We start from the raw sequence: 26,627 nt of genomic DNA on the forward strand, positions 1-26,627 counted from the left end.
CAGACGTGGCTCGGTCATCCGCGTCTGTGAATCCAGCAAAGATACGGCCGAACGAACGCTCCGGGCAGCCACAACTTGACGGCGGTCGGCCCAGCCCCCATCGGAGCGACTAGACTGGCCGTATCATGCCTGATTCTCGTCCCCGCAAGCCGGGTTCACCCGCGCCCCACGCGAACCGCCGGGGTAGCGGACGCCCCGCGAGCGCCCACACCCGCGCCTTCAAGCCCTTTACCCCGGAGCAGCTGGCGCAGCGCGCGGCCGCGATCCCGTTGATTTCCTTTCCGGACCTGCCGGTGAGCGCGCGCCGCGACGAGATCGCCGCCGCCATCCGCGACCACCAGGTCGTCATCGTCTCGGGCGAGACGGGTTCGGGCAAAACGACGCAGCTGCCGAAGATCTGCATGCAGCTGGGCCGCGGCGTGGCAGGAATGATCGGGCACACGCAGCCGCGCAGGCTGGCGGCGCGCTCGGTCGCGGATCGCATCGCCCACGAGCTGGGCCAGTCGGTGGGGCGCGCCCCCGGCCAGGTCGTGGGCTACCAGGTGCGTTTCACAGACGAGGTGGGACCCACCACCCTGGTGAAGCTGATGACGGACGGCATCCTCCTGGCTGAAATCCAGTCGGATCCGATGCTGCGCCGCTACGACACTCTCATCATTGACGAGGCCCACGAGCGAAGCCTCAACATCGATTTCATCCTGGGGTACGTGGCGCGCCTGCTGCCCGCACGCCCGGACCTGAAGGTGATCATCACGTCGGCGACGATCGATTCGGATCGTTTCGCCCGCCATTTCGGCGCGTGGGAGGGGACGCCCGGCCAGGGCCGCCTGATTCGAGCGGCCCCCGTGATTGAGGTGTCGGGCCGCACCTACCCGGTGGAAGTCCGCTACCGTCCCCTGGGTCCGTCGGGGTCGTCCTCGTACACGTCGGAGGCGGCCGCATCCCAGGGCGCGGCGGGGGAGGCCCGTCCCCGCCCGGACGCGACCGGCCGAACCCCTGCCGACGAGTTCCCCACCGAGGGCCCGCTCCAGCTGGTCCTGGAGGACCCGGACGACGAGCTGGCCACCCTGGGCTACGGCGCGGGCGAAGACATCGACGTGGAGACGGCCATCTGTCACGCGGTGGACGAGCTGAGCGCCACGGGCGAGGGCGACATCCTGGTGTTCCTGCCCGGCGAGCGCGACATCCGCGACACGGAGGCCGCTCTCCTGGACCACTTGAAGGGCCGAGGCCGTCGCGCGGGAGACGACAAGGGCGCGCGCAGCGGGGATATCGAGATCCTGCCGCTGTACGCGCGGCTGACGGCCGCCGAGCAGCACCGCGTGTTCGAACCGCACCGGCTGCGCCGCGTCGTCTTGGCGACGAACGTGGCGGAAACATCGCTGACGGTTCCGGGGATCCGCTACGTGATCGACCCGGGTTTGGCGCGCATTTCGCGGTATTCGAACAAGACGAAGGTCCAGCGCCTGCCGATCGAGCCGGTCAGCCAGGCCAGCGCGAACCAGCGCGCGGGGCGCTGCGGACGCGTCGCCGAGGGCGTGGCCATCCGGCTGTACTCGCAGGCGGACTACGCCGCCCGCCCGCGTTTCACGGAGCCGGAGATCCTGCGCACATCCCTGGCCAGCGTCATCCTGCAGATGGCGTCCCTGGGCCTGGGGACAGTGGAGGACTTTCCGTTCTTGGACGCGCCGGATCGCCGGGCGGTACGCGACGGCGTTGCGCTGCTGGTCGAGATCGGCGCCCTGGCGGCGGGCGGGGCACAGGCAAAACGCGCGGGCTCGCCGGGAGACTCGGCAGACCCCGGAGCGCTCGCGGCGGATGAGGCCACCGGGGCCGCGACCGGCGCGACCGGGAAGCGGGAGATGGCCGCCGAGGCGGGGCGTTCCTCGTCCCGCTACCGGCTGACGGCCACGGGCCGGGACCTGGCGCGGCTGCCGATCGACCCGCGCCTGGGGCGCATGCTGCTGGAGGCCCAGCGCCTGGGGTGTGCGTCGGAGGTGCTGGTCATCGTCGCCGCCCTGTCCATCCAGGATGTGCGCGAGCGCCCGGCGGATCGCCAGGGCGAGGCGGACGCCTCGCACGCGCGGCTGGCGGACCCGCATTCGGACTTCATCACCTACCTGAACCTGTGGCGTTACCTGGCGGTGCAGGCGCGCGACCTGTCGGGGTCGGCGTTCCGGCGCATGTGCCGGGCAGAGTTTTTCCACTACCTGAGGTGGCGCGAGTGGCGCGACGTGGTGGGGCAGCTGCGCCAGATGGCGCGGGTGCTGGGGATCGGTGCGGAACCGGTGGGGGAGCCGTCTGCGGGCGACGTCGTAGAGGCCGCCCGCCTCGGGGGCGCCCAGGACGCGGCCGTGCGTGCGGTGCTGGCCTTTGAAGCGGGGAGCGCCAGCGTGGACGCTGACCAGGTGCACCGCTCGCTGCTGGTGGGCCTGCTGTCTTACCTGGGTTCGTGGGACGAAACGAAGCGCGACTACGAGGGCGCGCGGGGCACGCACTTCACGATCTGGCCGGGGTCGGGGGTGTCGGGTCACCCTCACTGGGTGATGACGGCGGAGCTGGTGGAGACCTCGCGGCTTTTTGCCCGCACGGTGGCGCGGATCCGCCCGGAGTGGGTGGAGCCGGCGGCGCGCGGCCTGCTCAAACGCTCGTACTCGGAACCGTTCTGGTCGATCGCGAAGGGCGCCGCGCTGGTCCGCGAGCGCGTGACGCTCTACGGGTTGACGCTGGCGGCAAACCGTGAGGTTTTGCTGGGCCGCCTGGGCGAGACGGTCATCGACCGGGCCGGGGCTGCCTCCCGTTCGCACGCTCCGCGCGCCGGGTCGTTGGAGGCGGCCGCGGCGGGCCTGGTGTCGGCGTCGCAGGATCCCCGCTCGTCGGGGTCGTTCGAGCCGCGCCCTTTCGCACATCTGGCGTCGGTGCGCGAGGGGAGGAACGCGCGGGAGCTGGCCCGCGAGATGTTTATTCGTCACGCGCTGGTGGATGGCCAGTGGCGGGAGCGACACGCTTTTCAGCGCAAGAACGAGGCCTTGGTGGAGCAGGCGCGCGAGGTTGAGCGCCGCAGCCGCACCCACGGGCTGGTCGCGGACGAGCAGGCGCGCTTCCGTTTCTTCGACGACCGGATCCCCGAAAACGTGGCGAGCGCTGCGGCGTTTAACCGCTGGTGGAAGGACGAGCGCCGCGCCCACCCGGAGGCGCTGACATACCCCGCGTCGCTGCTGATGCCGCGCGACGCCACGTCGGGCCAGGGCTTCCCGGATCGATGGCGGTGCGGGGAGGTGTCGCTGGCGCTGAGCTACGAGTTCGCGCCGGGCAGCGCCCGCGACGGCGTATCGATGCGCATCCCGATCGAGGTGCTTGAGCGCGTGAGCGACGCGGGCACGGACTGGCTGGTTCCGGGCATGCGCGAGGAGCTGCTGACCGAGGCGATCCGCGCCCTGCCAAAGGGTGTTCGCCGCCTGCTGGCGCCCGCGCCGGACGTGGCCGCATCGGTGGCGCGCTGGATCGAGGCGGCCGGGGACGAGCCGGTGGCAGAGGCGCCCGCGCGGGTTGAGGAGGCACGCGCCCGAAAGGACCAGGCCGACCCCCTGAGCCTGGACGCCGCGATGGGCCGCCTGGCGGCCTGGGGCGCCTCGTCGGGCCGCGCCAAGGTGCGCAGCTCCCCCGCGAAGCAGGCCGAGCGTCCCGCGAAGGACACGCGGCGGGTGAAAGCCGGGCAGGGGCCGACCCGTGAGGGAACGGGCGCCGCGGGAGGGGCGGCAGAGGCGCGGGAGCGGCGGCCCCTCACGGACGGCAGCGTTTTTGACGCGCTGGCCCGCGCCGTGCGGGTCCTGCGCGGCGTCGACCTGAGCGAGGTCGACCTGGAGCACGCGCGCGCCCGATTGCCCGACCACCTGCGCATGACCTTCGTGGTCGTCGACTCCTCGGGCCGCGAGCTGGGCGCGGGCAAGGATCTGGCGTACCTGCAGCGGTCCTTGGCCACCGCCGCGAACGCCGCGGTGCGCACCGCGGTGCGCGCGGCCCTGGAAGAGGCGGGCGAAAAGCGGACGCGCGCGGGGAAGAGCACGCGCGGCCGCGCCCGGGCGGCGGGATCAAGCCGGGGAAAGGGCGCCCCGGCAGGAAGCGGCGGGAAAAACAGCCCCACCCCCTCGCGCGATGGTGCGCACGAGGGGAATGCGGCCTCATCCCCCCGCGAGGATCCCGCGTTCCACGCCGACGCCATCTCCGACATGCCGACCCTGCCGCGTTCGATCACCCAAAACGCGGGCGCCATGACGCTGCGAGCCTTCCCCTCCCTGGTGCCGCAGGGCTTTGCGGCCTCCCCCGCCGCCGGCGTGCGCGTCATGGCCAGCGCCGCCGAGGCCGACCGATCCCACCGCGAGGGGCTGGCGCGCCTGCTGCTGGGCCGCATCAACCTGGCGACCAACCGGGTGACGACGCGGTGGACGGGGCGCGAGGCCCTCATGCTGGCGGCCGCGCCCTACCCCGACACGGCCGCCCTGGTCGCGGACGCGCAGCTGGCCTCGGCCCTGGCCCTGGTGGACGAGCTGACCGTCCCGGCAAACGTGCGCGACCCCAAGGCCTTCGCGGCGCTTGAGGCGGGTGCACGCGAGGCGCACGAGGACCGCGTGTACCAGATCCTCTCCCACGTCGTGCGCGCCCTGGAATCCAGTGCCGAGGCCGACGCCACCGTGCGCGCCCACCCCCAGGCCTCGCTGAGGGCCACCACGGGCGACGTCGCCCGCCACGGGGCGACCCTGCTCTACGAGGGCTTCGTGTCGGCCACGCCCGCCTGTGCCCTGCCGCACCTGGCCCGCTACCTGCGCGCCGGGGCGGTGCGGATCGAGCGGGCCGCGTCCTCGCCGGGGGCGCTGGAGCGGGACCTGCAGGACATGGAGCGCATCCACCTGGCCGAGGCGGACATCGACTCCGCCCGCGAGGCGCAGGAACGCAGGCCATACGACGCTTCGGCCGCGCGCGCCCTCACGCAGGCCAGGTGGATGGCCGAGGAGCTGCGGGTGTCGATGTTCGCCCAGACCCTGGGCACGCCGAACAAGGTGTCCATGAAGCGCCTCCTCGGGGTCCTCGCGGGGGCCAGGTGAAGCGGATAGAGGCGCGCCTCCTCGCGCGAAGGCTCATGGATGCGTCGGGGCTTGACGCGTGGCGCTTCCGTTTCGACCGCGCTCGACGCCGGGCGGGGGCATGCTCGCACGCCACGCGCACGATCAGCCTTTCTGGACCGCTCACCGACCTGTACGACCCGGACACTATCAGGGGCGTCATCCTCCACGAGATCGCCCACGCCCTGGTCGGCCCCTCCCACGGCCACGACGCCACGTGGAGGCGCGCGGCCCTATCCCTGGGCGCGCCCGTCTCCGCGCGGCTCCCCTCGACCCTGCCCGCGCCCGAGGCCCCCTGGGTGGGCACCTGCCCGCGCTGCGGCGCGACACGCCACCTCTATCGGGCGCCGCGCCGGGTGTCCTCATGCGGGGCGTGTTCATCCAGCTTCGACCCCTCCCTGATCCTCACCTGGCGGCGGTGCGGTACCCCTGCCTCGCCCGGGCGAGCCTACGAGCGTGAGCTCGCCCGGATCAACTGACGGCGCTCAACAATTGGGCCAGACACGCCCGGTCCGGCGCCGACGCGCCCCGGCGCCGGACCGGGGATGGTGGATCTGCACGATGATGCGGCGCGGGCGCGCACGCACCCGCCCACGGGCGATACCCTTGAGGGCATCACCCCCGAGAGAAGGAAGACATGGGAACCATCGCCAGCCCCGACGCCACCACTGCCGCCGACCGCGAAGTCCTGACCTGGCAGGGCTTCGGCGACGCGTCTCGCGAACTCGCGCAGCTAATCGCCGACTCCGGGTGGCTCCCGGACCTGATCGTCGCGATCGCGCGCGGCGGCCTCATTCCCGCCGGCACCATCGCCTATGCGATGGACGTCAAGGCCATCGGCACCATGAACGTCGAGTTCTATTCCGCCGTCGGTGAGACCCTGTCCGAGCCCGTTCTGCTGCCCCCGCTCATGGACGTGTCCGCGATGGACGGCAAGAAGGTTCTGGTCATTGACGACGTTGCCGACTCGGGCAAGACCCTCAAGATGGTCATGGACCTCATCAGCGAGCACGGCCTGTCGTTGGACGGCACCTCCGCCGTGCGCGTTGAGGCTCGCAGCGCAGTCATCTATAAGAAGCCCGCGTCCATCATCGATCCCGACTACGTGTGGGCGCACACCTCCAGCTGGATCAACTTCCCCTGGTCGACGCTGCCCGTCATCCAGCCGTGACCACGCCGTCGGCTGGCGCGGACCGGCGCGAGGACGCGGGGGCACCCAGGGCGGGCACGGCCTCGCGGATCGTCGCGCGCATCGTCCAGGCCGTCGCCTCGCGCGCGACGCTCGGCGACCCGGTGCGTGTCCTGGGGTTGACCGGGCCGCCCGGCACCGGCAAGACGACGATCGCCGCCGAACTCACCCGCGCCCTCCCCCGGGCGGGCGTGCCCGTCGCGGGGCAGGCCCCCATGGATGGCTTTCACATGTCCAACGCCCTGCTGGCCGATCGGGATCTGGACGATCACAAGGGCGCGCCCGACACCTTCGACGTGGGCGGGTACGTTGCCCTGCTGGGGCGGGTGCGCCGCGCCGATTCCGTGGTGCTCGCACCCGACTATCGCCGCGACCTGCACGAGCCCGTGGCCGCTTCCCTGCCCATCGAAACCCGCGGCGTCGTCATCACCGAGGGCAACTACCTGGGGCTGGAGCTGCCGGGGTGGGCGGACGTGCGCGGCCTCATCGATCTGCTCGTCTACATCGACACGCCCTTCCACACCCTGGCGTCGCGCCTGGTCGAACGACACGTGAGTTTTGGCCGCGACCGGTCGGACGCCGCGCACTGGGTACGCACGGTGGACGCCGCGAACGTGGCCCTCGTGGAGCGCACGAAGCAGCGCGCGGACCTGGTCGTCACGCCGTAGGGGCGCCGGGTTTTCGCCGCCGCACAGGCCACCGGCGGGGGTTATTCCAGATTACGCGCACTGCGTACGACACGCATTTGCCCAGCACCGTTACCATAAGGTGAACCTATGTTCATTTTACTCGGCCTTCTCGGCGGCCTCATCACGGGTATTTCCCCGTGCATCCTGCCCGTCCTGCCCGCTCTCTTCCTCGGCGCCGCAGGCGGCCGGGATTCCGCACGATCCGGGGACCAGTCGGTCCCCGCCTCAGCCTCCGCCTCCGAATCCGCCTCTGAGGGTGGGAAGCCGGGCGTGAGCCCCTCGCTCTTCCAGGTTGCGCCCGGCGTGAACCTGGGAGGTCAGGGCGGCGCGCGTGTACGCAAAGGCGGCGGCGCTGGCACCACGCGCCGGCCCCTGCTGATCGTCGCGGGCCTGGTCACCTCGTTCATGCTGATCACGGTCGCGGGTTCCGCGCTGCTTGCCCTGCTCCACCTGCCCCAGAACCTGATCCGCTGGGTCGGCGTCGTCCTGCTCGGGGCGGTCGGCATCGGCATGATCATTCCCTCGGTGATGGAGGTCCTGGAGAGGCCGTTTGCGCGCCTGGCTCCCCGCACCTCGTCCAACGCGGCGGGCTTCGGCCTGGGCCTGATCCTGGGTGCTGCCTTCGTGCCCTGCGCGGGGCCGGTCCTGACCTCGATCATCGTCGCGTCGAACACCGGACAGGTCACGTGGCGCATCGTCGGCTTAGCGTTCTCCTTCGCGGTCGGCGTGGCGATCCCCCTGCTGGTCGTCGCCCTGGCGGGTTCGGGCGTCGCGGCCCGCTTCCTGCGCGAACGCCAGCGCCCGCTGCGCGTGGCCGCCGGTGTCGCCATGCTCGCCCTGGCGCTCGGTATCGCGACCGACGCGCCCACCGCCCTGCAGCGCTTGATCCCCGACTACACGGCTTCCCTGCAGGCCGAGGCCAAGCATACCTGCGACGACGGCGTGTGCGAGCCCGAAACACAGATGGAGGCGCGCACCGACTTCGCCCAGTGCGCGAGGGGCACGGGCCAGGGATGCGGGAAGCTGCCGGCCATCAACTCGTCGGACTGGCGAGGCGCGCTGAGCGAGCCCCACGGCACCGTCACGCTGGTGGACTTCTGGTCGAGCTCGTGCGTCATCTGTGCGCGTGAGATCCCCGAAATCGAGCGGATCTACGAGAAGTACAAGGACGCGGGCCTGGTCGTGATCGGCGTGCATTCCCCGCAGTATGCCCAAGACCGCGATCCCGGCACGGTGACCAGCGCTATCAAGCGCCTGGGCATCACCTACCCGGTCGCGCTGGACACGGATCTGACGACCTTCCAGGACTACGGGGTCGCCGCGTGGCCGACGCATTACCTGGCCGGGGAAGACGGGCAGCTGCGCCAGGTGGGCCAGGGCACCAACGGGCTCGAGGAGCAGGTGCGTGCGCTGCTCACCGAGGCGGGCGCGACTCTGCCGGACTAGGCCGACGGTCTGCCCCGCCCCCCGGGGTCCTTCGTGAGCAACAGCTCCAGCAGGCGCGGCGTGACGCGCTCGATGACAGCGCGCGTGTCCAGGAAGTCCTGGTGGCCGCCGTACCACGGGTCGGGCACGTCGCCGCTGCCCTCGGGGTCACAATCGCGGTACAGGCAGATGAGCGGGACGCCCGGCCACGGTCCACCGCGCGCCCCCTCGGCCGCGCGACCACGCGGCGCGCCCCGGTACTCGATTCCCGCCCGCTCGGCGAGGCGCCGCAGGGCGCTCAGGTGCCGCCCGGTCATGGCCAAGACGATGTCCCACCGCCCCAGCTCGCTCGCGTTCACCTGGCGCGCCCGGTGATCGGGGACGTCGTATCCGGCGTCGCGCAGGACGCGGGCGGCGCGCCGGTCGATGGGGTTGCCGTGTTCCTCGTCGGAGATGCCCGCGCTGTCCACGACGACGCTCACACCTGCGCGCGCGGCGCTCTGTTCGAGGATGGCGTGGGCCATGGTGGAGCGGCAGATGTTGCCGGTGCACACCATGAGGACGCGCGCGGGATCGCTGTGGGTGCTCATAGCAGCCCCAGGTAGGCCATGACGGCCCGCGCGCTGTGGGAGGCGGCGCGCTGCCCGTCCATGTGGAAGGCTTGGTCGGCGCCGGGGTCGCACAGGTCGGAGACGGCGCGCAAAGAGATCCAGTCGACGCCACTGGACCAGCAGACCTGGGCCATGGCGCAGGTCTCCATATCGGCCCCGATCGCGTCGGGGAAGCGCTCGCGAATGGGGTCGGCGTGCTCTGGGGTGCAAAAAGAGTCGGAGGACACGATGCGCCCGTCGCGCACCCGATAGGCGATCATTCCGGCGAGCTCCCTAAGGCGCGCGGCGGCAGCCTCGGAAGAGGAGTATTCGACGGGCATCTGCGGCACCTGCCCCGGGGCGTATCCGAAGGGGGTCGCGTCGGCCTGCCCGTAGATCGCGGTGGTTCCCGCGGCGATGTCGCCGACGTTGATGTCGCGGGCGAGCCCGCCGGTGGTGCCCGCGGCGATGACCACGGGCGCGTGGGCCAGGGTGAGGGCGCGCGCGGTCGCGGAGGCGGCGTTGGCCAACCCGATACCGGAGGTGACGACCAGGACGGTGCGCCCGCCCAGCTCCCCGAGGGCGAAACGCTGGGTCTTGTGTGTCCCGGCCAGGACGGCCTGCGGTGCCTCGTCGTCCCCGATGGGCATCAGCTCGTGCAAAAGCGGCGCGGCCTCCATATCCATGGCGGCTTGGATGATGGCGTCGACGTGAACGCGCCTGGGGAAACGCAGATTCATGCCCTCCATGTTAGGCGAACGGCCCGTCCCGGGCGCGCTCTCCCGGGGCCGGTGCGCCCGCCTTCACGATCCATCAAGTCGTTCTTGAGCCACTGGGGCGGACAGCTGCTGCACAATAGAGTCTATGGACCTACGCCCCGTCGCTCTCGGCGCACCCGTCACCACCTACGATCCGACGCGCCCCACGCCCGCCGCCATTGTCTCCGGCGAGATCGCCGCGCACGACGCGCCCCACCCGCTGTCGGTCTTCGACATGTTCCGCATCGGCATCGGGCCATCCTCGTCCCACACGGTGGGCCCGATGCGCGCGGGCCTGGCTTTCACGACGGAGCTGACGACGCTGACGCCGCCGACCCACATCACGGTCGACCTGTTCGGCTCCCTGGGGGCCACGGGGCGCGGTCACTCCACGGACCGCGCGGTGCTCCTGGGCCTGGCGGGATACGACCCCGAGACCGTCGATATCGAGACGGTTGACACCATTGTGCCGACCCTGGCGCGCACGGGAAACCTGACGCTGCCGAGCGGCACGCAGGTTGCGCTCGACATCGCGCGAGACGTCCGCTTCGCTGCGCGCACGATTCTCCCCTATCACGTGAACGCGCTGACCATCACGGCATCCGGGGAGGATGGCGGCATCGTCCTGCAACGCACGTACTATTCGGTGGGCGGCGGTTTCGTCATGATTCAGACGAACGACGACACCGACCGCCCCGAGGTTTCGTCGCTGGCAACCAGCCAGGCCGGGGTCGGCATCGACGTTCCCGCGCCGCACCCCTTTACGTCGGGCGCGCAGCTGCTGGCCCGGTGCGACGCGACGGGCATGAGTATCGCGCAGCTGGTTCGAGCCAACGAAGAGGCGGTCCGGCCTCGCGAGGCCGTGAACGCCTACCTCGACCGCATCGCCGACACGATGTTTGACTGCGTGGACGCGGGCGCCTCGGCGACCGGGATCCTGCCGGGAGGGTTGGACGTGCCTCGCCGCGCACGCGCGCTGGCCGGCAAACTCGCGCAGCGCCTGACAGGTGCCCCTCCCGTTTCGGGGAATCGGGCCGAAAACGGCCCGAATGCCGAGGCGGCCGCGGCGGGCCGCGATCGTTTCGACGGTACGCGCGCATGGGTGTCCACCGTGGCCGACCCCATGCGCGCGATGGACTGGGTGAACCTCTTTGCGCTGGCCGTGAACGAAGAGAATGCCGCGGGGCACCGCGTCGTCACCGCGCCCACCAACGGTGCCTCGGGGGTCATTCCCGCGGTGCTCGGCTACCTCGTGACCCACTGCCCGGAGACCGGTTCCACTCCCGGCGTGGCCGCGGGGCCCGCCACGAAAGACCGTGCGGTCGCCCCCCTCGCTCACATCCGCATGAGGCCACAGTCCCCGGCAGACCCCGACCTGTCACCCGGCGAGGCCGCGTCCGGCAACTCCTCTGCGAGCGCGCAGGTGGGCCGCCGACGCACACTCGTGCACGATTTCCTGCTCACGGCGACGGCTATCGGCGCGCTCATCAAGACGAACGCTTCCATTGCGGGGGCCGAGGTCGGCTGCCAGGGCGAGGTCGGATCGGCCTCGGCGATGGCCGCGGCCGGGCTGGCGCAGGCGCTGGGCGGCACCCCGCAGCAGGTCGAGAACGCGGCGGAGATCGCGATGGAGCATTCGCTGGGGCTCACGTGTGACCCGGTGGCCGGCCTGGTGCAGGTGCCGTGCATCGAGCGCAACGCTATCGCTGCGGTCAAGGCGATCAACGCGGCACGCATGGCCCTGTGGGGCGACGGACGGCACACCGTGAGCCTGGACGTCGTCATCGAAACGATGCGTCAGACGGGTAACGACATGCTCTCCAAATACAAGGAGACATCCGAGGGTGGATTGGCCGTCAACGTCGTGGAGTGCTGAGGGCGGCGCAGGTACACCTGCCAGAGGCACCCCACCGCGGGGTGGCCCGCCCAATCAGCGGGCCGGCCACCCTGCAAAGCCCGGCGCGATTGCCTACTCCGTCGCGAGCGCCTCGGAGGGGCTGACGCGGGCGGCGCGGCGGCCGGGCAGCCAGGAGGCGACCAGCGCGGACAGGACGGCAATCGCGCAGACCGCGGCCAGCTGCACCCAGGGGACAGTCAGCACGGGGGTGGCTCCTTCGATGGGGAGGGCCTTGATACCGACCCAGCCGAAGCCGGTCCCCAGAGCCAGGCCGATGAGCGCCCCCGTGAGCGACAGGAACAGGGCTTCGAGGGCCAGGAGCCCCTTCATTTGACGTCGCGTGAGGCCCAGCGCTCGCAGCAGCCCGTTTTCGCGGGTGCGTTCCGCGACGGACAGGGACAGGGTGTTGGCGACCCCGACCAGGGACACCAGGACGGACACACCGAGGAGCCCAACGAGGACGATCATCAGTTTGTCGATGGTCTTCAAGTACACCTGGCGTTCGAGGGCGCTGCCGGAGACACTCAGGGATGAGTCTTTGAGCAGGGCGGCTTGGACCGCCTCGACGTTAGCGCCGTCGGCCAGCTTGATGATGACGGCTTGGCGCACGGGGTCGGCGATGCGCCGCAGGGTCGATTCGGAAACGGTGGCTTTCCCGTAGTCGGTGCGCTTGCTGTGCACGGCGGTCAGGTCCACGCAGGTGGAGCCACACAGCCGCAGCGTTTGCCCGGCCAGGGACTCCTCCCCGACACTCACCTGGTCGTCTCTGATCTGGGTGACGGAGGAGTGGGCGACGGCTGCATAGTCCGGCTGCCCGATGATCATGACCGCCGAGTCCATGTCCGCCTCGCCGCTGCCCCCGGACGTTTTGTAGGCGGGTGCGCCCGACGTGGTGGTGAGGGTGCCGCTGGCGGAGTACTGGTCCGCGATGGCGGCGACGCCCTCGGTGCCCGCGATGGTGGCTCTCTGGTCATCAGTGAGGGTTCCGGTCGTGCTCACTGCGATGAGATCAAAGGGCCTGGCTGAGTTGACCGCGTTGGTCAGGGTGGTGCGCATGGAGGCGGCTCCCACCATGATGGTGACGACCAGGGTGACGCCAATGATGATGGCGGCGCCCGTGGCGGAGGTTCGTCCGGGGTTGCGGGTGGTGTTCTCGCGCGCCATGGCGGCCAGCGTTCCGGGGAATGCGATACCGAATCCGCGGGTGAGGGCGGGCAAGAGAACCGAGATCGCCAGGAGCGCGCCGATGAGGGCGAGCAGCGATCCACCGAAGGAACCCAGGAACTTGTGGGAAGCATCCGCCATGCGCCACGCGACGGCCACCAGGGTTATCCCGCCTGCCGCGATGAGCAGGCCGAGGACGAAGCGTACGGTGTGCTTCTTGCGGGCGGCGGCTCCGGTCTCGTTGACGGGGGCGAGCGCGGCGACGGGGGCGACGCGGGAGGCGGCGCGCGCGGGAAAAATGCCGACGAAGGTCGTAAAGATGGTGGCACCCAGCCAGGTGCCGACGACCTGCAAGATGGACAGGGAGGCCAGCGCGGAGGTGAAGCTATCGGCCAACCCGGTGCCCACCACTGCGAGCACGCCAATCAGCGCACCGCATGCGACGCCAATCGCGGATGAGATCGCGCCGATCGCGAAGGCTTCGCGCGTGACCAGCGAACGCACCTGACGCCTCGTTGCCCCCAGGATGCGCAGCAGCGCCAGTTCGCGGGTCCGCTGGGTGAGGACAACGCGGAAGGTCGAAGAAACCACGATGGAGGCAACGAGCGCCGCAATTGCGGGGAATGCCATCATGATCGCCATCATCGCGGCGGCTCCCAGCTGTGCCTGCTTCAGGTCGTCGTTGATCTTTTCGTGGACGCTGGTCACCGTCATGCCGGGGATCCCACTGAGCTTGGACTGCGTGGTTGCCACCCACGTCTCCTGGGTGGCCTGGGAAGGGTTTGCGTTTGAGTCCGTATCGGGGGAGGAGGTGGCCACCAGGAACGCCCCGGCGGTGGTGCCAAAGATGGACGAGAATCCCCCGTCGGTGACGTATGTGGTGGGAATCCCCCCGCTGAAGGAATCCGAGCGGGTCGTGCCGACGACGGTCACGGTGGTAAAGGCGCCCTCGGCGAAGCCCGCGCGGATGCGCAGGGTGTCACCGATCGTCACCTTCAGGGACGAGGCCGTGGATTCGGGGAGGGCCACCTGGTCGTCGGCGGTGGGTCGGCTTCCGGCCGTCAGGTCGGGGGGCGTGAAGGGGTCGGGGGCCAGGGGTGAGACGTAGAGGCGGCCGCGGGTCGAATCGGTTTGGACGTCGGCGGGCCACTGGGCGAGGTGTTTGATGGCGGTCACGCCGGGGGTCGCGCGCAGGGCGGCTTCGGCGCGCGAGGCGGAGTCGGCCTCGGCGTCGGTGCCCTGTTCGACGAGGATGGTTCCTCCCCGGTATCGGGAGTAGACGCCGGCGCTGAGGCCGCCGGTCAGGGCGGTCATGACGACCAGCGTGATGATGATGAAGGCGGAGGAGATGGCGACGGCAAGGCCGGTGGAGATGTAGCGGCGGCCGTGGGAGCGCAGATTGGCGCGCAGGAGCGTGTTTGTTGCAGACATGGTATGAGCCTTGGGATCGTGCGGGCGCGGGAATGCCGCGCGGAATCGACGCGGGTGGTTAGCGCAGCAAGGCGGCCAGGGTGTCGGCCGTGAAGTCGCGCAGGTCTAAGACGACTTGGCCGTCTCGGCACACGAGCACGCGGTCCGCGTATGCGGCGGTCCTGGTGTCGTGGGTAACCATGATGACGCTTTGGCCCAGTTCGTCGACGGCTCGGCGCAGCAGGTCCATCACCTCGCCGGTGGAGTGGGAGTCGAGGTTTCCGGTGGGTTCGTCTGCGACGATGACGGCGGGGCGGCTCATGAGGGCGCGGGCGACGGCGACGCGCTGCTGTTGGCCGCCGGACATTTCGTAGGGCCGGTGGCTCAGGCGATCCCCGATGCCCAGGGAGGCCACGATCAGGTCAAACCAGTCGCGTTCGGGGGAGGTGCCGGCCAGGCGCATGGGCAGCAGGATGTTGGCGCGCGCGTCCAGGGTGGGGACCAGGTTGAAGGACTGGAACACGAAGCCGATGCGGTCGCGGCGCAGCCTCGTCAGGGCGGTGTCGTTCAGGGCCGTGATGTCGGTGTCTTCGACGTAGACGCGACCTGAGGTGGGCGCGTCCAGCCCGGCGAGGATGTGCATCATCGTGGACTTGCCGGATCCGGAGGGGCCCATGATGGCGGTGAACTCGCCGGCCCCGAAGCCGACGCTCACGCCCGCGAGGGCGCGCACCTGCGCGTCCCCGCTCCCATAGATTTTGGACACCTCCTCGAGTCGGACGATGGGCGAGGCCTGGGCCTCCTGGGTGGCCGCGCGGGCCTGGGTGGATACAGTGTTTGTGTTCATGCATCCATCCTGCGCGGCGCGGGCGGCCCGGCGCTACGGAGGTTATCCCTGATTGCCCCCTGAACGCACCCGGGGGCGCGTCAGGGGCCGGTCGGAGACTCGTGCTGGGGGTGCTCGGGGTGGGGGGAGCGCAGGGCCAGTCCGCGGTAGCGGTTGATCGCCGCGCCCACGTCGATCAGGCGCGGGCGTGCGAGGAACGCCGGGTAGGGGCGGGCGCCGAATTTACAGGCGGCGTCCAGGCCCTCGGAGGCCAGGCGTCGGCCCAGCTTGGCCAGCAGGTCTGGCAGGGACTGTTTTCCGGCCATTTCTTCGAGAACACCGCGCACGCACCACGCGATGGCCTCGGCCTGGCCGGGATCGACGACCGCCTCCACGTCGGAGATGTCGATGGCTTGGCGGTCCAGGGTCAGGGTCTGCGTGCCCGATGCCTTGGTGCGCGGTCGGTCCGCGCGGGCTTTCGGTCGAGGCACACGCGGGGCGGCCTCCCAGATGGCGGGCGCGTCGGTGCGGGGGCGCGGCAGGTCGGTGGCGACCTGGCGAGCACGGTCGGTCACGTCCAGGCAGCGGTAGTTGTCCATCATGAGAACCCGGTCGGCGGCGTCCAGGAAGGCGCCCGATCCTCCGACGACCATGATCAGCGATGTACCGGCCCGGGTCAGGGAGGCCACGCGGTCCACGAGCGGCGTGATCGGTTCCTTGTCGGCGGCCACCAGGTCACGCATGCGCGTGTCGCGGATGAGGAGGTTCGTCGCGGAGGTGTCCTCGTCGATGAGCAGCGCGCGGGCGCCCAGCTCCAGGGACTCGATGATCGAGGCCGCCTGCGACGTGGATCCCGACGCGTTCTCCGTCGAGAAGCTGGTGGTGTCCATCCCACCCGGCAGGTGGGTGATGAACGGGGAAATATCGACGCCCGTGACGGCTCGACCGTCGGCGGCGCGCACTTTCGTGGCGGTGGGGTCGGTGGCGACCAGCTCACGGCCGTCCCCGGGCACGTGCGCGTACACGCCCTGAGCGATGGCCTCAAGCAGCGTGGATTTGCCGTGGTATCCGCCGCCCACGATCAGCGTCAGGCCGGCGGGAATCGCCATGCCGGATACCTCGCCCGCGTGCGGCAGCGTCACCGAGGCGCGCAGGGAGTCGGGGGCGGTGAAGGCGACGACGCCCTCGCCCGCCAGGGGCGCTTCGGACACGCCGGAGCGGCGGGCCAGGAGGGATTGGTCGGCGACGAAGGACACCCACCCGTTAGCCTCCAGCTGTTCCTGGAGTGCCCGGTAGTCCTCGTACGTGGCGACGTGCGCCAGCAGGCGGGAACGTTTGCGGGTCGTTTCCGGGTCCTGGGAGATAAAGTCGAAGCAATCCATGATGACGTTGGGCACGTCCACGTCAAAGAGTCGGGCCGCGCTCTTGCCCAGGATGGTGCGCCCGCGCGCGGGGAGCTTCACCTGGAAGCGCACCTCAACGCGATCGGGCAGCACGCTGGCGTAGGAGCGTTGCAGGATGAGCGCGCCCGCACGGGCGATGGACAGGTCGCGCGCTGCGCGACCGCGGATGGCTTCGTCGAAGGCTCGGGCCAGAAAGTCCGCGGCCGCCAGGCGCGCGTCCGACGAGGCCAGGGCGGCCTCGGGCAGGCCCATCGCCCGGGGGGTCGTGTAGGCCCGCAGGGCCGACGGCGGCGCGTAGGGGTCCGCCTGGACGTGGTCGACCGCGAGGGTGAAGTCACCGTAGTCCCACGCGCCCGCGAGGTTCTTGTAGAAGCCGTAGGGCCGCCCGTCCGCGTGACGCAGCTGGGCCAGCAGGTCAGCATCGGTTCCGGCGACTGAGCGGGAGGGGGCTTCGTATCGGGGAGTCATGCCTTAAGAATACAGGCGAAACCACCGGCGGCGGAGAACCGCCTGCTGGCCGGGCGCCCAGGGAATGCTCGCGCGAGAACTACGCCTCCAGGCTCATGAGAAATAAGGCGATGCCGACGATAACGATGATGACCTGGAGGACAACCATGATGATCGAGACCAGTCGCGCCGCCCTCACTGCGGACCGTACATCGGCGGGCGTCTCCTCCGCCCGCGCCTTCCGGGCCAGAATGATCGCCCATATCATGACCGGTATCGACACCGCGAGATGCAGGGTAAACCAGCTGAGAATGGACAGGATGGTAATAACTGTTGAATACGTTCGAAGACTGTCAAACCTGCTGGGGCTCACCGGTGCGCAACCGGGCTGAGTACCGTAAGGGGTCTGTTGGCCGGGGGAAGCCTGTCCGTAGCCGGGTTGAGCAGCGTAGGGAGGCTGGGCGCCAGAGGGGGTGGAAGCGTACGGGTTCGCGGGATCGCTCACGGGATGCTCCACATCAAATCGCTGACAGTACCCGCCCATCGTAGCGCACGCCATCCGGCGCAAAACAGCGGTGCCCGAAAAAACACCGGGCACCGCTGTCGAGCGAGGCTTGTTCAGATATTTGGATCCGCGAGGATCGCCATGATCACGATCAAGACCATGAACAGGATTACCGCGACGACAACTGCAATGTGGACAAAGGTGACGATCTTGGCGGTCGAACGCGCGCCCTGCACCTCCGTCGTAACGTCCGCCGGGGCGCCGAGGGACTGAGCCTCAGACACCATCTTGTTCGCCCAAACCCACATGCAAGCCGACAGGATTACCCCGCCGAACAGGAAGCTCAGGAACGACAGCATGCGCACCATCGACGCATTCGAACGGATCTTCTCGACCGCGGGATTAAGCGCATACACCGGCTGCCCATAGACGGGCTGGCCGTAGGCGCCCTGCTGGCCTTGGGGCTGTTGCTGGCCGTAGGGGGGCTGCCCTGTCGAGGGGGCAGCGGAGTACGGGTTTGCGGGATCACTCATGGGTTGCTCCAACTGGACTCGTTGATCAGATACGCGGTTTATCGTAGCCCATGTGCTACCCCTGCGGAAACGGGCCCCGGACCCCGACAGCGACAAACGGCGCGTTATTCCTGGCACACCACCGGCCGCTGGCCGTAGAGCGGCGCGGGCTGCGGGATGTCACTCAGGGGCACGCGTTGGGGTCCCTGCGCGTCATCGCAGGGACCCCAACGTCCCCCGGCGGGCGCAGGCCCGCCGGGATTCACCGCTTCGCTCACGGGACCATGATCCCGTCACGTGGCATCACCGATCAGCTGTCGAGAAGGGCCCCGAGGAAGGCCAGCATGAAGATGAGGATAAAACCGGCCAGCTCGATAATGGCGCACACCATCGCCGTCGTGCGTGCTCCCCTGAGGTCGTTCATCACGTCCGCGGGGGCGCCGAGCGAGCGGGCCTCGTTCATCAGGCTATTGCCCCAGATCCAGGCCGGCACCGACAGAAACGGACCCAGGATAAGAAGGCTCACGAACCCCATGATGCGCACCGTCGACGCGTTCGAGCGGACACGCTCAACGGCGGGATTGATGGAATACATGGGCTGTCCGTACGCGGGCTGACCGTAGGACTGGCCGTACGGGGGCTGCGCGCCAGGCTGACTACCGTAAGATGCCTGCCCACCAGGCTGGCTGCCGTATGGGGGCTGTGCACCGGGCTGTCCGTACGGGGGCTGCGCGCCAGGCTGACTGCCGTACGGGGGCTGCGCGCCAGGCTGGTTGCCATAGGGATTCGTGGGGTCGCTCATCGCTTACTCCGGTCGGATAGGGGAAATATACCTCCCCCATCATACGAGGTAGATTCAGAAAAACCGAACGTAGAACCAGACGTTCGCCCACCCTCACCCATCCCGGCCCCGACCTGTTTTGCCAAAAGGCAGCGCGGGGGCCGAAAATCAGCCCCCGCGCCACCGCAAACTGAGTCAGTCTCACAGCATGCACGACACGCAGCCCTCAACCGCCGTGCCTTCCAGGGCCATCTGGCGCAAGCGCATGTAGTACAGGGTCTTAATGCCCTTCCTCCACGCGTAAATGTAGGACTTGTTCAGGTCGCGCGTCGTCACCGTGTCCGGGTAGAACAGCGTGAGCGACAGGCCCTGATCCACGTGCTGGGTGGCCACCGCGTACGTGTCAATGATCTTCTCCGGACCGATCTCGTACGCGTCCTGGTAGTACTCCAGGTTCTCGTTCGACATGTAGGGCGCCGGGTAATAGACGCGGCCGATCTTACCTTCCTTGCGGATCTCCACGCGGGAAACGATCGGGTGAATCGAGGATGTCGAATTATTGATGTACGAAATGGAACCCGTCGGAGGAACCGCCTGCAGGTTCTGGTTGTACATGCCGTAACGCGCCACGTCCGCCGCCAGCGCCTCCCAATCCTGCCGGGTCGGCACCTGAATCGACGAGGCCGCAAGCAGCTCGCGGCACCTGTCCGTGGTCGGCTCCCACGCCTCGTCGATGTACTTGCGGAAGAACTCGCCGGACGCGTACGTCGAGTCCTCGAAGCCCTCGAAACGCTCCTTGCGCTCGCGCGCGATCGTGCACGACGCCTTGATCGCCTCGAAAAGCACCGTCATGAAGTACATGTTCGTGAAGTCGAGGGCCTCCTCGCTCCCGTAGTGCACGTGCTCGCGCGCCAGGTACCCGTGCAGGTTCATCTGCCCCAGGCCGATGGCGTGGCTCATCGCGTTGCCGCGGGCGATCGACGGCACCGCGCCGATGTCCGACAGGTCCGACACGGCCGTCAACCCTCGGACAGCCGTCTCGATCGTCTTGGAGAAGTCCGGGGAATCCATGGTCTTGGCGATGTTGAGCGAGCCCAGGTTGCAGGAAATGTCCTTGCCCACGTGCGAATACGACAGGTCATCGTTATATGTCGAGGCCTCCGAGACCTGCAGGATCTCCGAGCACAGGTTCGACATCGTGATGCGGCCCTTGATCGGGTTCGCCGCGTTCACCGTGTCCTCGAAGACGATGTACGGGTAGCCGGACTCGAACTGAATCTCCGCGATCGTCTGGAAGAATCGACGCGCGTTGATCTTCTTTTTGTGAATGCGACCGTCGTCCACCATCTCGTGGTATTTCTCCGTCACCGAGATTTCAGAGAACGGCACCCCGTACACGCGCTCCACGTCGTAGGGGCTGAAGAGGTACATGTCCTCGTTCTTACGGGCCAGCTCGAATGTAATATCCGGGATGACCACGCCCAGGGAGAGGGTCTTGATGCGGATCTTCTCGTCCGCGTTCTCACGCTTCGTGTCCAGGAACGCCATGATGTCCGGGTGGTGGGCATGCAGGTACACGGCGCCGGCGCCCTGGCGGGCCCCCAGCTGGTTGGCGTAAGAGAAGGAGTCCTCCAGCAGCTTCATGACCGGGACGACGCCGCTGGACTGGTTCTGGATCCTCTTAATGGGGGCGCCCGACTCGCGCAGGTTCGTCAGCTGCAGGGCGACGCCGCCGCCACGCTTGGACAGCTGCAGCGCCGAGTTGATGCCGCGCGCGATCGACTCCATGTTGTCCTCGATGCGCAGCAGGAAGCAGCTGACCAGTTCGCCGCGCGCCGCCTTGCCCGCGTTCAGGAAAGTCGGGGTCGCGGGCTGGAAGCGGCCGGCCATGATCTCATCCACGAACTGGCGAGCCAGCTCAATGTCACCGCGCGCCAGGTACATGGACACCATCGTCACGCGGTCCTCGAAGCGCTCCAGGTAGCGTTTGCCGTCGAAGGTCTTGAGCGTGTAGGAGGTGTAGTACTTGAACGCGCCCAGGAACGTGGGGAAACGGAACTTGTGGGCGTAGGCCCGCTTGTACAGCTCCTTGATGTCGGCGAATTCGTACTGGTCCAGGACGTGGCGTTCGTAGTAGCCCTCGTCCACCAGGTACTTCAGCTTCTCCTCCAGGTCGTGGAAGAACACCGTGTTCTGGTTGACGTGCTGCAGGAAATACTGGCGGGCAGCCGCACGATCCGCGTCGAATTGGATGCGCCCGTCCGCGTCGTACAGGTTAAGCTGCGCGTTCAGCGCGTGGTAGTCCAGCTCCGGTGAGGGAGCCTCTTCTACGCCCGTGTCGGTGTAGTTTTCTGCCAAAACTGTTCCAGTCCTTCGCGAACTCTGGAGACATCCTCGGACGTGCCGAGGAGCTCGAACTTATACATGTGGGGAACCCCCAGCTTGGCCGCGATGATGTCGCCCGCGATGCAGTAGGCCTTGCCGAAGTTGGTATTTCCCGACGAGATGACGCCCCTGCACAGGGCCCGGTTGTCGGGGTCGTTCAGGAACTTGATGACCTGTTTCGGCACCGCTCCCCTGATATTCCCGCCGCCGTACGTGGGCACGATCAGCACGTATTCCTCGCTGACGCGCAACGGATCCTCCCTGGGCAGCAGCGGGATGCGCGCGGCCGGGATGCCGAGTTTCTCGACGAAGCGACGGGTGTTGCCCGTCGCCGACGAAAAGTAGACGACGCTGCCCATGATGGTCCTTCCAGCTTGTCGGGTCGGTGGGCTTCCAGTGTCTCATTGACGAGGAGGGGGCGCGCGCGTCTGGGGCGCGTGTCCCGTGTGGGCTGATCGACGCAGCCGCGGGCGTACCGCCGAAAACGGGTTCTCGCGGCCCTCGCAGAATCCGCGCGACAGCCTGGCCGAAAACGGCGCGGATACACGAAAGTCCCGGCCTGACAGCCGGGACTTTCGGCGCGGCTCAGGCCTGCAGGGCCAGGGGGGCTGCGGCCACGGCGACGGCCTTGATGCGGTCGGGGCGGAAGCCGGACCAGTGATCTTCGCCCGCCACGACGACGGGGGCCTGCTGGTAGCCGAGGCCCTTAATGAAGGCCAGGGAGTCAGCGTCCTGGGTGACGTCGATCTTTTCGTAAGAGACGCCCTGCTTGTCGAGGGCGCGGTAGGTGGCGTCGCACTGGGGGCAGCGGGGCTTCGAGTAAACGGTGATCGACATGTTCGTGTCTCCTTGCGGCCTGAGGCCGTACGTTTGCTTCCCTTGAGGGCTTTCTTTTCTGCCCTCGCGGGCTTCCCTGCGGCTCGTCGCCGCGAACACCACAACACTACACCTCGTGGCCCGGTGCGCAAGCGACCCCTAGATGTTGTGTCACACTCCCAACTGTGGAGGAGGGGTGAACATTTTGTGGACGGAGCGAGCGACCGGGATCAGCGACCTCGCCCAGGGGCTTGCCGCAGCCCCGGGGAGGGGAACGCGGATGCGCGCAAACACGGGAGTTGTCGCCAACCCGGCGGCACTCCACCGCTGCGCCACGCAGCCGACAGGCCCCAGCGAAGGCTGTGGACGGCGCCTTCACCACCCTGTGCATAACCACCCGACAATCGCCCAAAAGTTGTCGAGCGTCACACCTATCAATATGGCGCTCGGGCGTGTCGCATCCCCACATATAGGGGTCGTTGGCCGCCGAGCGCCACTACATCTAGGGCCTGGGGCTTCGCCGAGCCGAGTGAAACCGCCACCGCCCCCGCATGCGTGAATCCACCCGATTCGCCGCTTTACTTGCACGCAGGGGCGACGCGGGTTTCATGATGCCGCAGCGCGAGCACAGTTACCGGCCCACGCGCACCTGCAACAAACAAACAGATCGGCCCGAAAACCAACGGCCGGACCCTACATCCCCAGGAACGCCTTGATCGCTGGCATCTCGCGCACGGCTTGGACCAGGCCAGCCCGGTAGGTGGCTTCCAGACGTTCGCGCCGGGACTCGGTGTTGTTGATCCACAGGTTGTCGGGCGCAAACACGTAGGCCTGCCCGCGTTCCTCGAGCTTGAAAAGGAAGCGTCGCCCCGCGTTGTAGCGGTCGGGGCGGCGGGCGACGCCCTCGTAAACGGCGGGGTAGGACCGGTAGGTGGCGCGCAGGAGGGCCCCGACGCTGGCGGACATGGGGTTTTTCACGTAGTCGCGGGGGCGGGTGAGGACGACCAGGAGCTTGCGGTAGCCCTCGCGCAGGGGCTGGTCAAAGGGGAGGCCACCGTTGGGTCCCAGCGCGCCATCGACGTATGTGTCGCCGTCGATTTCTACGGGGGGCATGAGGACGGGCAGGGTGGAGGAGGCGCGCACGATGGGGCCCAGCTGGTCCAGGCCGCGCATCTCCTGCTTGGTAAACCAGCGCACCTGACCGCGCGAGGCATTGAAGGCGGCAACGCAGGTGGCCGCGGGGTTCGCCAGGAAGGCATCCATGTTGAAGGGGAAGGCGCCGTCGGGGTAGCAGATCCGCTGGTAGATGTATTCGGCGTTGAAGTAGCCGTGACCCTTGCGGAAGTGCCTGAGCCCGCCGAATTCGGGGTCGTCAACCAGGTCGACGAAGGTCGCGTGCGAGCGGGATGCGTCGCGGGAGGTGAAGTTGCACAGGTGGCTGGCTCCCGCGGAGACGCCGGAGACGTGGGGAAAGTTAATGCCTTCGGCGATGAGCCGGGCGACCAGCGCGGCGGTGTAGGCGTTGCGCATCCCCCCGCCTTCAAAGACGATGGCGGTGTCGTCGATGGTGACCATCGTGTCGATGGACCGCTGGGGGGTCGGGTAGTGCTCTGGGATTTCCTTCACGCTTCGACCCTACCGCCCGGCAACTGACCTACGCTCGCGTACGCCCGGTAAAGACCACGTAGTGGTAGAAGAAGAAGCGGAAGGCGGTTCCCAGCGCGAATCCGACGACGTAGGCGGCAACGTTGTCGGCGAGCGCGGAGGTCAGGCCCAGGATGTGGTGGGTAAAGAGGAGGCAGAACTGGGAGATGCCGATTCCGCAGGCGTTGGCGAAAAAGAACAGGACGGCTTCGCGAGTGGCGTTGTCGCGGGTGCGCCCGCGGTAGGTCCACAGCCGGTTGGCGATCCACGAGTACGCCGTGGCGGTCGCGGCGGCGACGAATTGAGCGGTGTTGGGGTGACCGGAAAGGACGGCGAGCGGGCCGTGTTGGAGGAGGTTGAACAGTCCGGCGTCAACGACGTACGCGGTGGCTCCGACCAGGCCGAATTGGATGAACTCGCGCACCCAGGCCAGGGCCCGTTCGGTGAGGTTCATTGACGAGGCCGGGGTGCCCCGGTCCCGGACGCTCCCCTGGTCGGGGATCGGGGCTGCGATCGCGGTGGTTTCCCCGCGCGGCTGGTGCTGTGTTCCACTCACCCTTCCAGTGTCGCACGCTCGCGCCGCGCTTTCGCATTGTCGCCCGGCTCGGGCGCCCACCTATGATGGTCCCCATGACGGACACGAACCAGCGCGGGGCGGCCGCTGCCTCGCCAATCCAGGCTCCCCCGGTTGCCCCCAAGCGTTATGGGTACCGCGTGCGAGACCACTTCGGGCAGCGTTTTGATGACCCGTGGGATTGGCTGCGCGACGCGGAGGATCCGCGGGTGCGCGCCCACCTGGACGCGGAGAACGCGTGGGCGGACACCGTCACGGAGCCGACACGCGAGGCGGCGCGGGGCCTGGTGGAGGAGGTGAAGGCGGCGACCGCCCTCACGGACGCGACCGCGCCGATCCGCCGGGGTGACTACTGGTATTTCCGGCGTTTCGCGCAGGGCCAGTCCTATGCGACGCACCACCGCGCCCCCGTTGAGCGCGACCAGTCCGGGGCTGTCCTGCCCCTGGTCCCCCTCCCGGGCGTCCCCGTCGCCGGCGAGGAGCTCCTGATCGACGAGAACGAGTGGGCGCGCGGCCAGCAGTTTTTCCGCATCGCGGACCTGAGCCCCTCCCCCGACGGGCGGCTGATCGCGTGGGCGCGGGACACCAGCGGCGACGAACGTTACGCGTGGGTCATCCAGGAAGCCTCGGGGCGCATCATCGACCAGGCCGTCACCGACGCGGGCTACGGCTTCGCGTGGGCGCAGGATTCGCGATCTTTCATTTACATGGGCGTTAACGGGGCGTGGCGCGCGTGCGACGTGTGGTGGCACCGGGTGGGCACCGACGCCTCGGCTGACGAGCTGCTGCTGGTTGAGGCGGACGAGGGCTTCGAGATGGGGTTCGCACCCTCGGGGTTCCCAGGCCACGTCATCATCCACTCGTCGTCCTCGACGGCGGGGCGCGCGTGGCTGTGGCTCCCCGACCATCCGCGCGTGCGTCCCCTGCCTCTGGCCGGGGCGCGTCCGCGCACCCTGATGTCCGCCGAGTCCGCCGGGGATAGCCTCTACATCGTGCACACGGGGTGGACCCAGGAGGGGTCCCTGGCACGGGCGCCCCTGCCCGGTGGCGGCGACGCGGATGCGTTGGCCGCTTTGGGGGTCGCCTCCACCGATGCCTTCAGCCGCGCTGCCCTGGGGTGCCGCGCGCCCGGCACTCCCCTGCCGGGTCCCGAGCCCGCGCCCCTGACGCCCTTTGACACGTGGGAGCCGCTGCGCAGCGCCGGCCAGGCCGAGCGCATCATCGACGTCGAGGCGCACTCCGCCTGTGTGGCCCTGACGCTGCGTTCCGGCTCGCTCACGCAGGTTGACGTGTGGGATACGCGCGAGAGCACCCCCTCGTGGCGGCGCGTCCGCGTGTCCGCGCCGGTGCGCACCATCGCGACCGTGCCCACCCCGTGGGAGGACCCCCTGCGCGTCGAATACCAGTCGCAAACCGTTCCCCCCACCGTCGCCGAGGTGACACTGCCCCAGGGAGGCCAGGCCGCGCCCCGGGGAGAGCTGGGCGTGCGGACCCTGCGCGTCCAGGCGGCCCCCGGCTGGGACCCCGCCGAGTACGTTGAGGAGCGAGTGTGGGTCCTGGCGCGCGACGGGGCGACCCGCATCCCCGTGACCCTGGTCCACCACCGCGACGCTCTGCCCGACGGGACGCACGCGGGCTGGCAGATCGGGTATGGCTCCTACGAGGCCAGCTACGACCCCGAGTTCGAGACGCTGCGCCTGCCGATCCTGCGGCGCGCCGTCTACGCGATCGCCCACGTGCGCGGCGGGGGTGAGATGGGTCGCGCCTGGTACGAGGATGGCAAGGAGCTGGTCAAGGAGCACACTTTCACGGACTTTATCGACGTGGCGGACTGGCTGGTTGAGTCCGGGTGGGTTGCGCCCGGGCGCCTGGTCGCCGAGGGCCGCAGCGCCGGGGGGCTCCTCATGGGCGCTGTCGTCAACGCGGCGCCCGACCGCTTCCGCGCGGTCCTGGCGGGCGTGCCCTTCGTGGACGCGCTGACGACGATCCTGGATGCGTCCCTGCCGCTCACCGTCGGCGAGTGGGAGGAATGGGGAAATCCCGTCACCTCGCGCGCCGTTTTTGACGCGATGAGCCGCTACACGCCGTATGAGAACGTGCCCGACGGCGCGCTCCTGCCCGCGATCATGGCGACGACCTCGGTCAACGACACGCGGGTGGAGTTCGTCGAGCCCACCAAGTGGGTGCAGCGCCTGCGCGAGGCAACCGGCCAGGTGGTTGCCTCCACGGACGAGGCCGAGGCCCCAACGGGGGAGGCCGGGGCGAGCGTGGCGGCCAGCGTGAGCGGGGAGGCCGGGGCCGAGCTGACCGGTGCGCGTGAAAGGGGCGGGCTCCTGCCCGCGCGCGACCCGCGCGAGCGGCCCATCATCTTGCGCACCGAGATGGTCGCCGGGCACGCCGGCCCGTCCGGGCGCGAGGAGCGGTGGGCGGCGCGCTGCGAGGAGTTCGCCTTCGCGCTCGGCCAGGTGGGCATCACGCGGTGAGGGCCTGGC

At 69.1% G+C, this 26,627-nt stretch carries 20 protein-coding genes; 7 read left to right on the top strand and 13 right to left on the bottom strand.

The annotated features are described in order from the left end of the window. Positions 1–125: 125 nt before the first annotated feature. The 5 genes from BLT68_RS08180 (at position 126) to BLT68_RS08200 (ending at position 8,444) form a co-directional block, all read left to right on the top strand. Positions 126–5,102, top strand: a complete 4,977-nt coding sequence (locus tag BLT68_RS08180) for a DUF3418 domain-containing protein (RefSeq protein WP_232618740.1) — start codon at positions 126–128, stop codon at positions 5,100–5,102. Further along, a complete protein-coding gene (locus tag BLT68_RS08185) occupies positions 5,099–5,599 on the top strand; it encodes a SprT-like domain-containing protein (protein ID WP_074633617.1) in 501 nt (166 codons plus the stop codon). Before BLT68_RS08180 ends, BLT68_RS08185 begins: the two co-directional genes overlap by 4 nt. A 158-nt stretch (positions 5,600–5,757) precedes the next feature. Then, positions 5,758–6,291 carry a phosphoribosyltransferase gene (locus BLT68_RS08190; protein WP_050695409.1) on the top strand — a complete coding sequence of 178 codons (534 nt, stop codon included), beginning with the start codon at positions 5,758–5,760 and terminating at the stop codon, positions 6,289–6,291. A gap of 68 nt (positions 6,292–6,359) precedes the next feature. Beyond that, the gene (locus BLT68_RS08195) at positions 6,360–6,977 is read left to right on the top strand and encodes an AAA family ATPase (protein ID WP_232618800.1); all 618 of its coding nucleotides are present in this window, start codon (positions 6,360–6,362) and stop codon (positions 6,975–6,977) included. Between the two features lie 108 nt (positions 6,978–7,085). Continuing rightward, the gene (locus BLT68_RS08200) at positions 7,086–8,444 is read left to right on the top strand and encodes a cytochrome c biogenesis protein/redoxin (protein ID WP_070779264.1); all 1,359 of its coding nucleotides are present in this window, start codon (positions 7,086–7,088) and stop codon (positions 8,442–8,444) included. On the opposite strand, the gene BLT68_RS08205 is transcribed toward BLT68_RS08200, so the two are convergent. Both BLT68_RS08205 and mtnN read right to left on the bottom strand, forming a co-directional pair. Beyond that, positions 8,441–9,013, bottom strand: coding sequence for a low molecular weight protein-tyrosine-phosphatase (locus BLT68_RS08205; protein ID WP_070779265.1), 573 nt, complete (start codon positions 9,011–9,013; stop codon positions 8,441–8,443). The two genes, BLT68_RS08200 and BLT68_RS08205, sit on opposite strands and share 4 nt — an antisense overlap. After that, positions 9,010–9,753, bottom strand: a complete 744-nt coding sequence (gene mtnN / locus BLT68_RS08210) for a 5'-methylthioadenosine/S-adenosylhomocysteine nucleosidase (protein WP_074633620.1) — start codon at positions 9,751–9,753, stop codon at positions 9,010–9,012. Before mtnN ends, BLT68_RS08205 begins: the two co-directional genes overlap by 4 nt. Before the next feature lie 124 nt (positions 9,754–9,877). On the opposite strand from mtnN, the gene BLT68_RS08215 reads away from it, so the two are divergent. Then, entirely contained in the window at positions 9,878–11,647 is a 1,770-nt protein-coding gene (locus tag BLT68_RS08215; RefSeq protein ID WP_050695414.1) for an L-serine ammonia-lyase, iron-sulfur-dependent, subunit alpha, read from the top strand. Positions 11,648–11,740: 93 nt separating this feature from the next. Here the strand turns inward: BLT68_RS08215 and BLT68_RS08220 are convergent, their stop codons facing one another. The 11 genes from BLT68_RS08220 to BLT68_RS08265 all read right to left on the bottom strand — a co-directional run bounded on the left by BLT68_RS08220 (position 11,741) and on the right by BLT68_RS08265 (position 24,015). Then, positions 11,741–14,263, bottom strand: a complete 2,523-nt coding sequence (locus BLT68_RS08220; RefSeq protein ID WP_074633621.1) for an ABC transporter permease — start codon at positions 14,261–14,263, stop codon at positions 11,741–11,743. 58 nt (positions 14,264–14,321) lie between these two features. Continuing rightward, on the bottom strand, positions 14,322–15,089 hold the full coding sequence (locus tag BLT68_RS08225) for an ABC transporter ATP-binding protein (RefSeq protein WP_074633623.1): 768 nt from the start codon (positions 15,087–15,089) through the stop codon (positions 14,322–14,324). Positions 15,090–15,169: 80 nt separating this feature from the next. Beyond that, entirely contained in the window at positions 15,170–16,939 is a 1,770-nt protein-coding gene (locus BLT68_RS08230) for an ABC-ATPase domain-containing protein (RefSeq protein ID WP_050695417.1), read from the bottom strand. 79 nt (positions 16,940–17,018) lie between these two features. Continuing rightward, on the bottom strand, positions 17,019–17,423 hold the full coding sequence (locus BLT68_RS09185; protein ID WP_131800101.1) for a hypothetical protein: 405 nt from the start codon (positions 17,421–17,423) through the stop codon (positions 17,019–17,021). 113 nt (positions 17,424–17,536) lie between these two features. Continuing rightward, positions 17,537–17,956: a hypothetical protein gene (locus BLT68_RS08235; protein WP_050695419.1), complete on the bottom strand. Its 420-nt coding sequence runs from the start codon at positions 17,954–17,956 to the stop codon at positions 17,537–17,539. A gap of 289 nt (positions 17,957–18,245) precedes the next feature. Then, positions 18,246–18,530 (bottom strand): hypothetical protein, encoded by a 285-nt coding sequence (locus tag BLT68_RS09455; protein WP_232618739.1) that lies wholly within the window; start codon positions 18,528–18,530, stop codon positions 18,246–18,248. A 387-nt stretch (positions 18,531–18,917) separates the two neighbouring features. Then, a complete protein-coding gene (gene nrdE, locus BLT68_RS08245; RefSeq protein ID WP_050695421.1) occupies positions 18,918–21,074 on the bottom strand; it encodes a class 1b ribonucleoside-diphosphate reductase subunit alpha in 2,157 nt (718 codons plus the stop codon). Beyond that, positions 21,044–21,460, bottom strand: coding sequence for a class Ib ribonucleoside-diphosphate reductase assembly flavoprotein NrdI (gene nrdI / locus BLT68_RS08250; protein ID WP_050695422.1), 417 nt, complete (start codon positions 21,458–21,460; stop codon positions 21,044–21,046). The genes nrdE and nrdI overlap by 31 nt, the downstream gene beginning before the upstream one ends. A 226-nt stretch (positions 21,461–21,686) precedes the next feature. After that, on the bottom strand, positions 21,687–21,938 hold the full coding sequence (nrdH, locus tag BLT68_RS08255; RefSeq protein ID WP_050695423.1) for a glutaredoxin-like protein NrdH: 252 nt from the start codon (positions 21,936–21,938) through the stop codon (positions 21,687–21,689). 672 nt (positions 21,939–22,610) lie between these two features. Next, the gene (locus BLT68_RS08260) at positions 22,611–23,543 is read right to left on the bottom strand and encodes a patatin-like phospholipase family protein (RefSeq protein ID WP_074633626.1); all 933 of its coding nucleotides are present in this window, start codon (positions 23,541–23,543) and stop codon (positions 22,611–22,613) included. Between the two features lie 28 nt (positions 23,544–23,571). Continuing rightward, positions 23,572–24,015, bottom strand: coding sequence for a GtrA family protein (locus tag BLT68_RS08265; protein ID WP_131800105.1), 444 nt, complete (start codon positions 24,013–24,015; stop codon positions 23,572–23,574). Between the two features lie 167 nt (positions 24,016–24,182). Here BLT68_RS08265 and BLT68_RS08270 point away from each other — a divergent pair, with 167 nt between their 5' ends. After that, on the top strand, positions 24,183–26,618 hold the full coding sequence (locus tag BLT68_RS08270; RefSeq protein WP_074633742.1) for a S9 family peptidase: 2,436 nt from the start codon (positions 24,183–24,185) through the stop codon (positions 26,616–26,618). Positions 26,619–26,627 lie beyond the last annotated feature (9 nt).

Origin of the sequence: Schaalia meyeri (assembly GCF_900105015.1) — a bacterium.
In the GTDB taxonomy this organism is placed as follows: domain Bacteria; phylum Actinomycetota; class Actinomycetes; order Actinomycetales; family Actinomycetaceae; genus Pauljensenia; species Pauljensenia meyeri.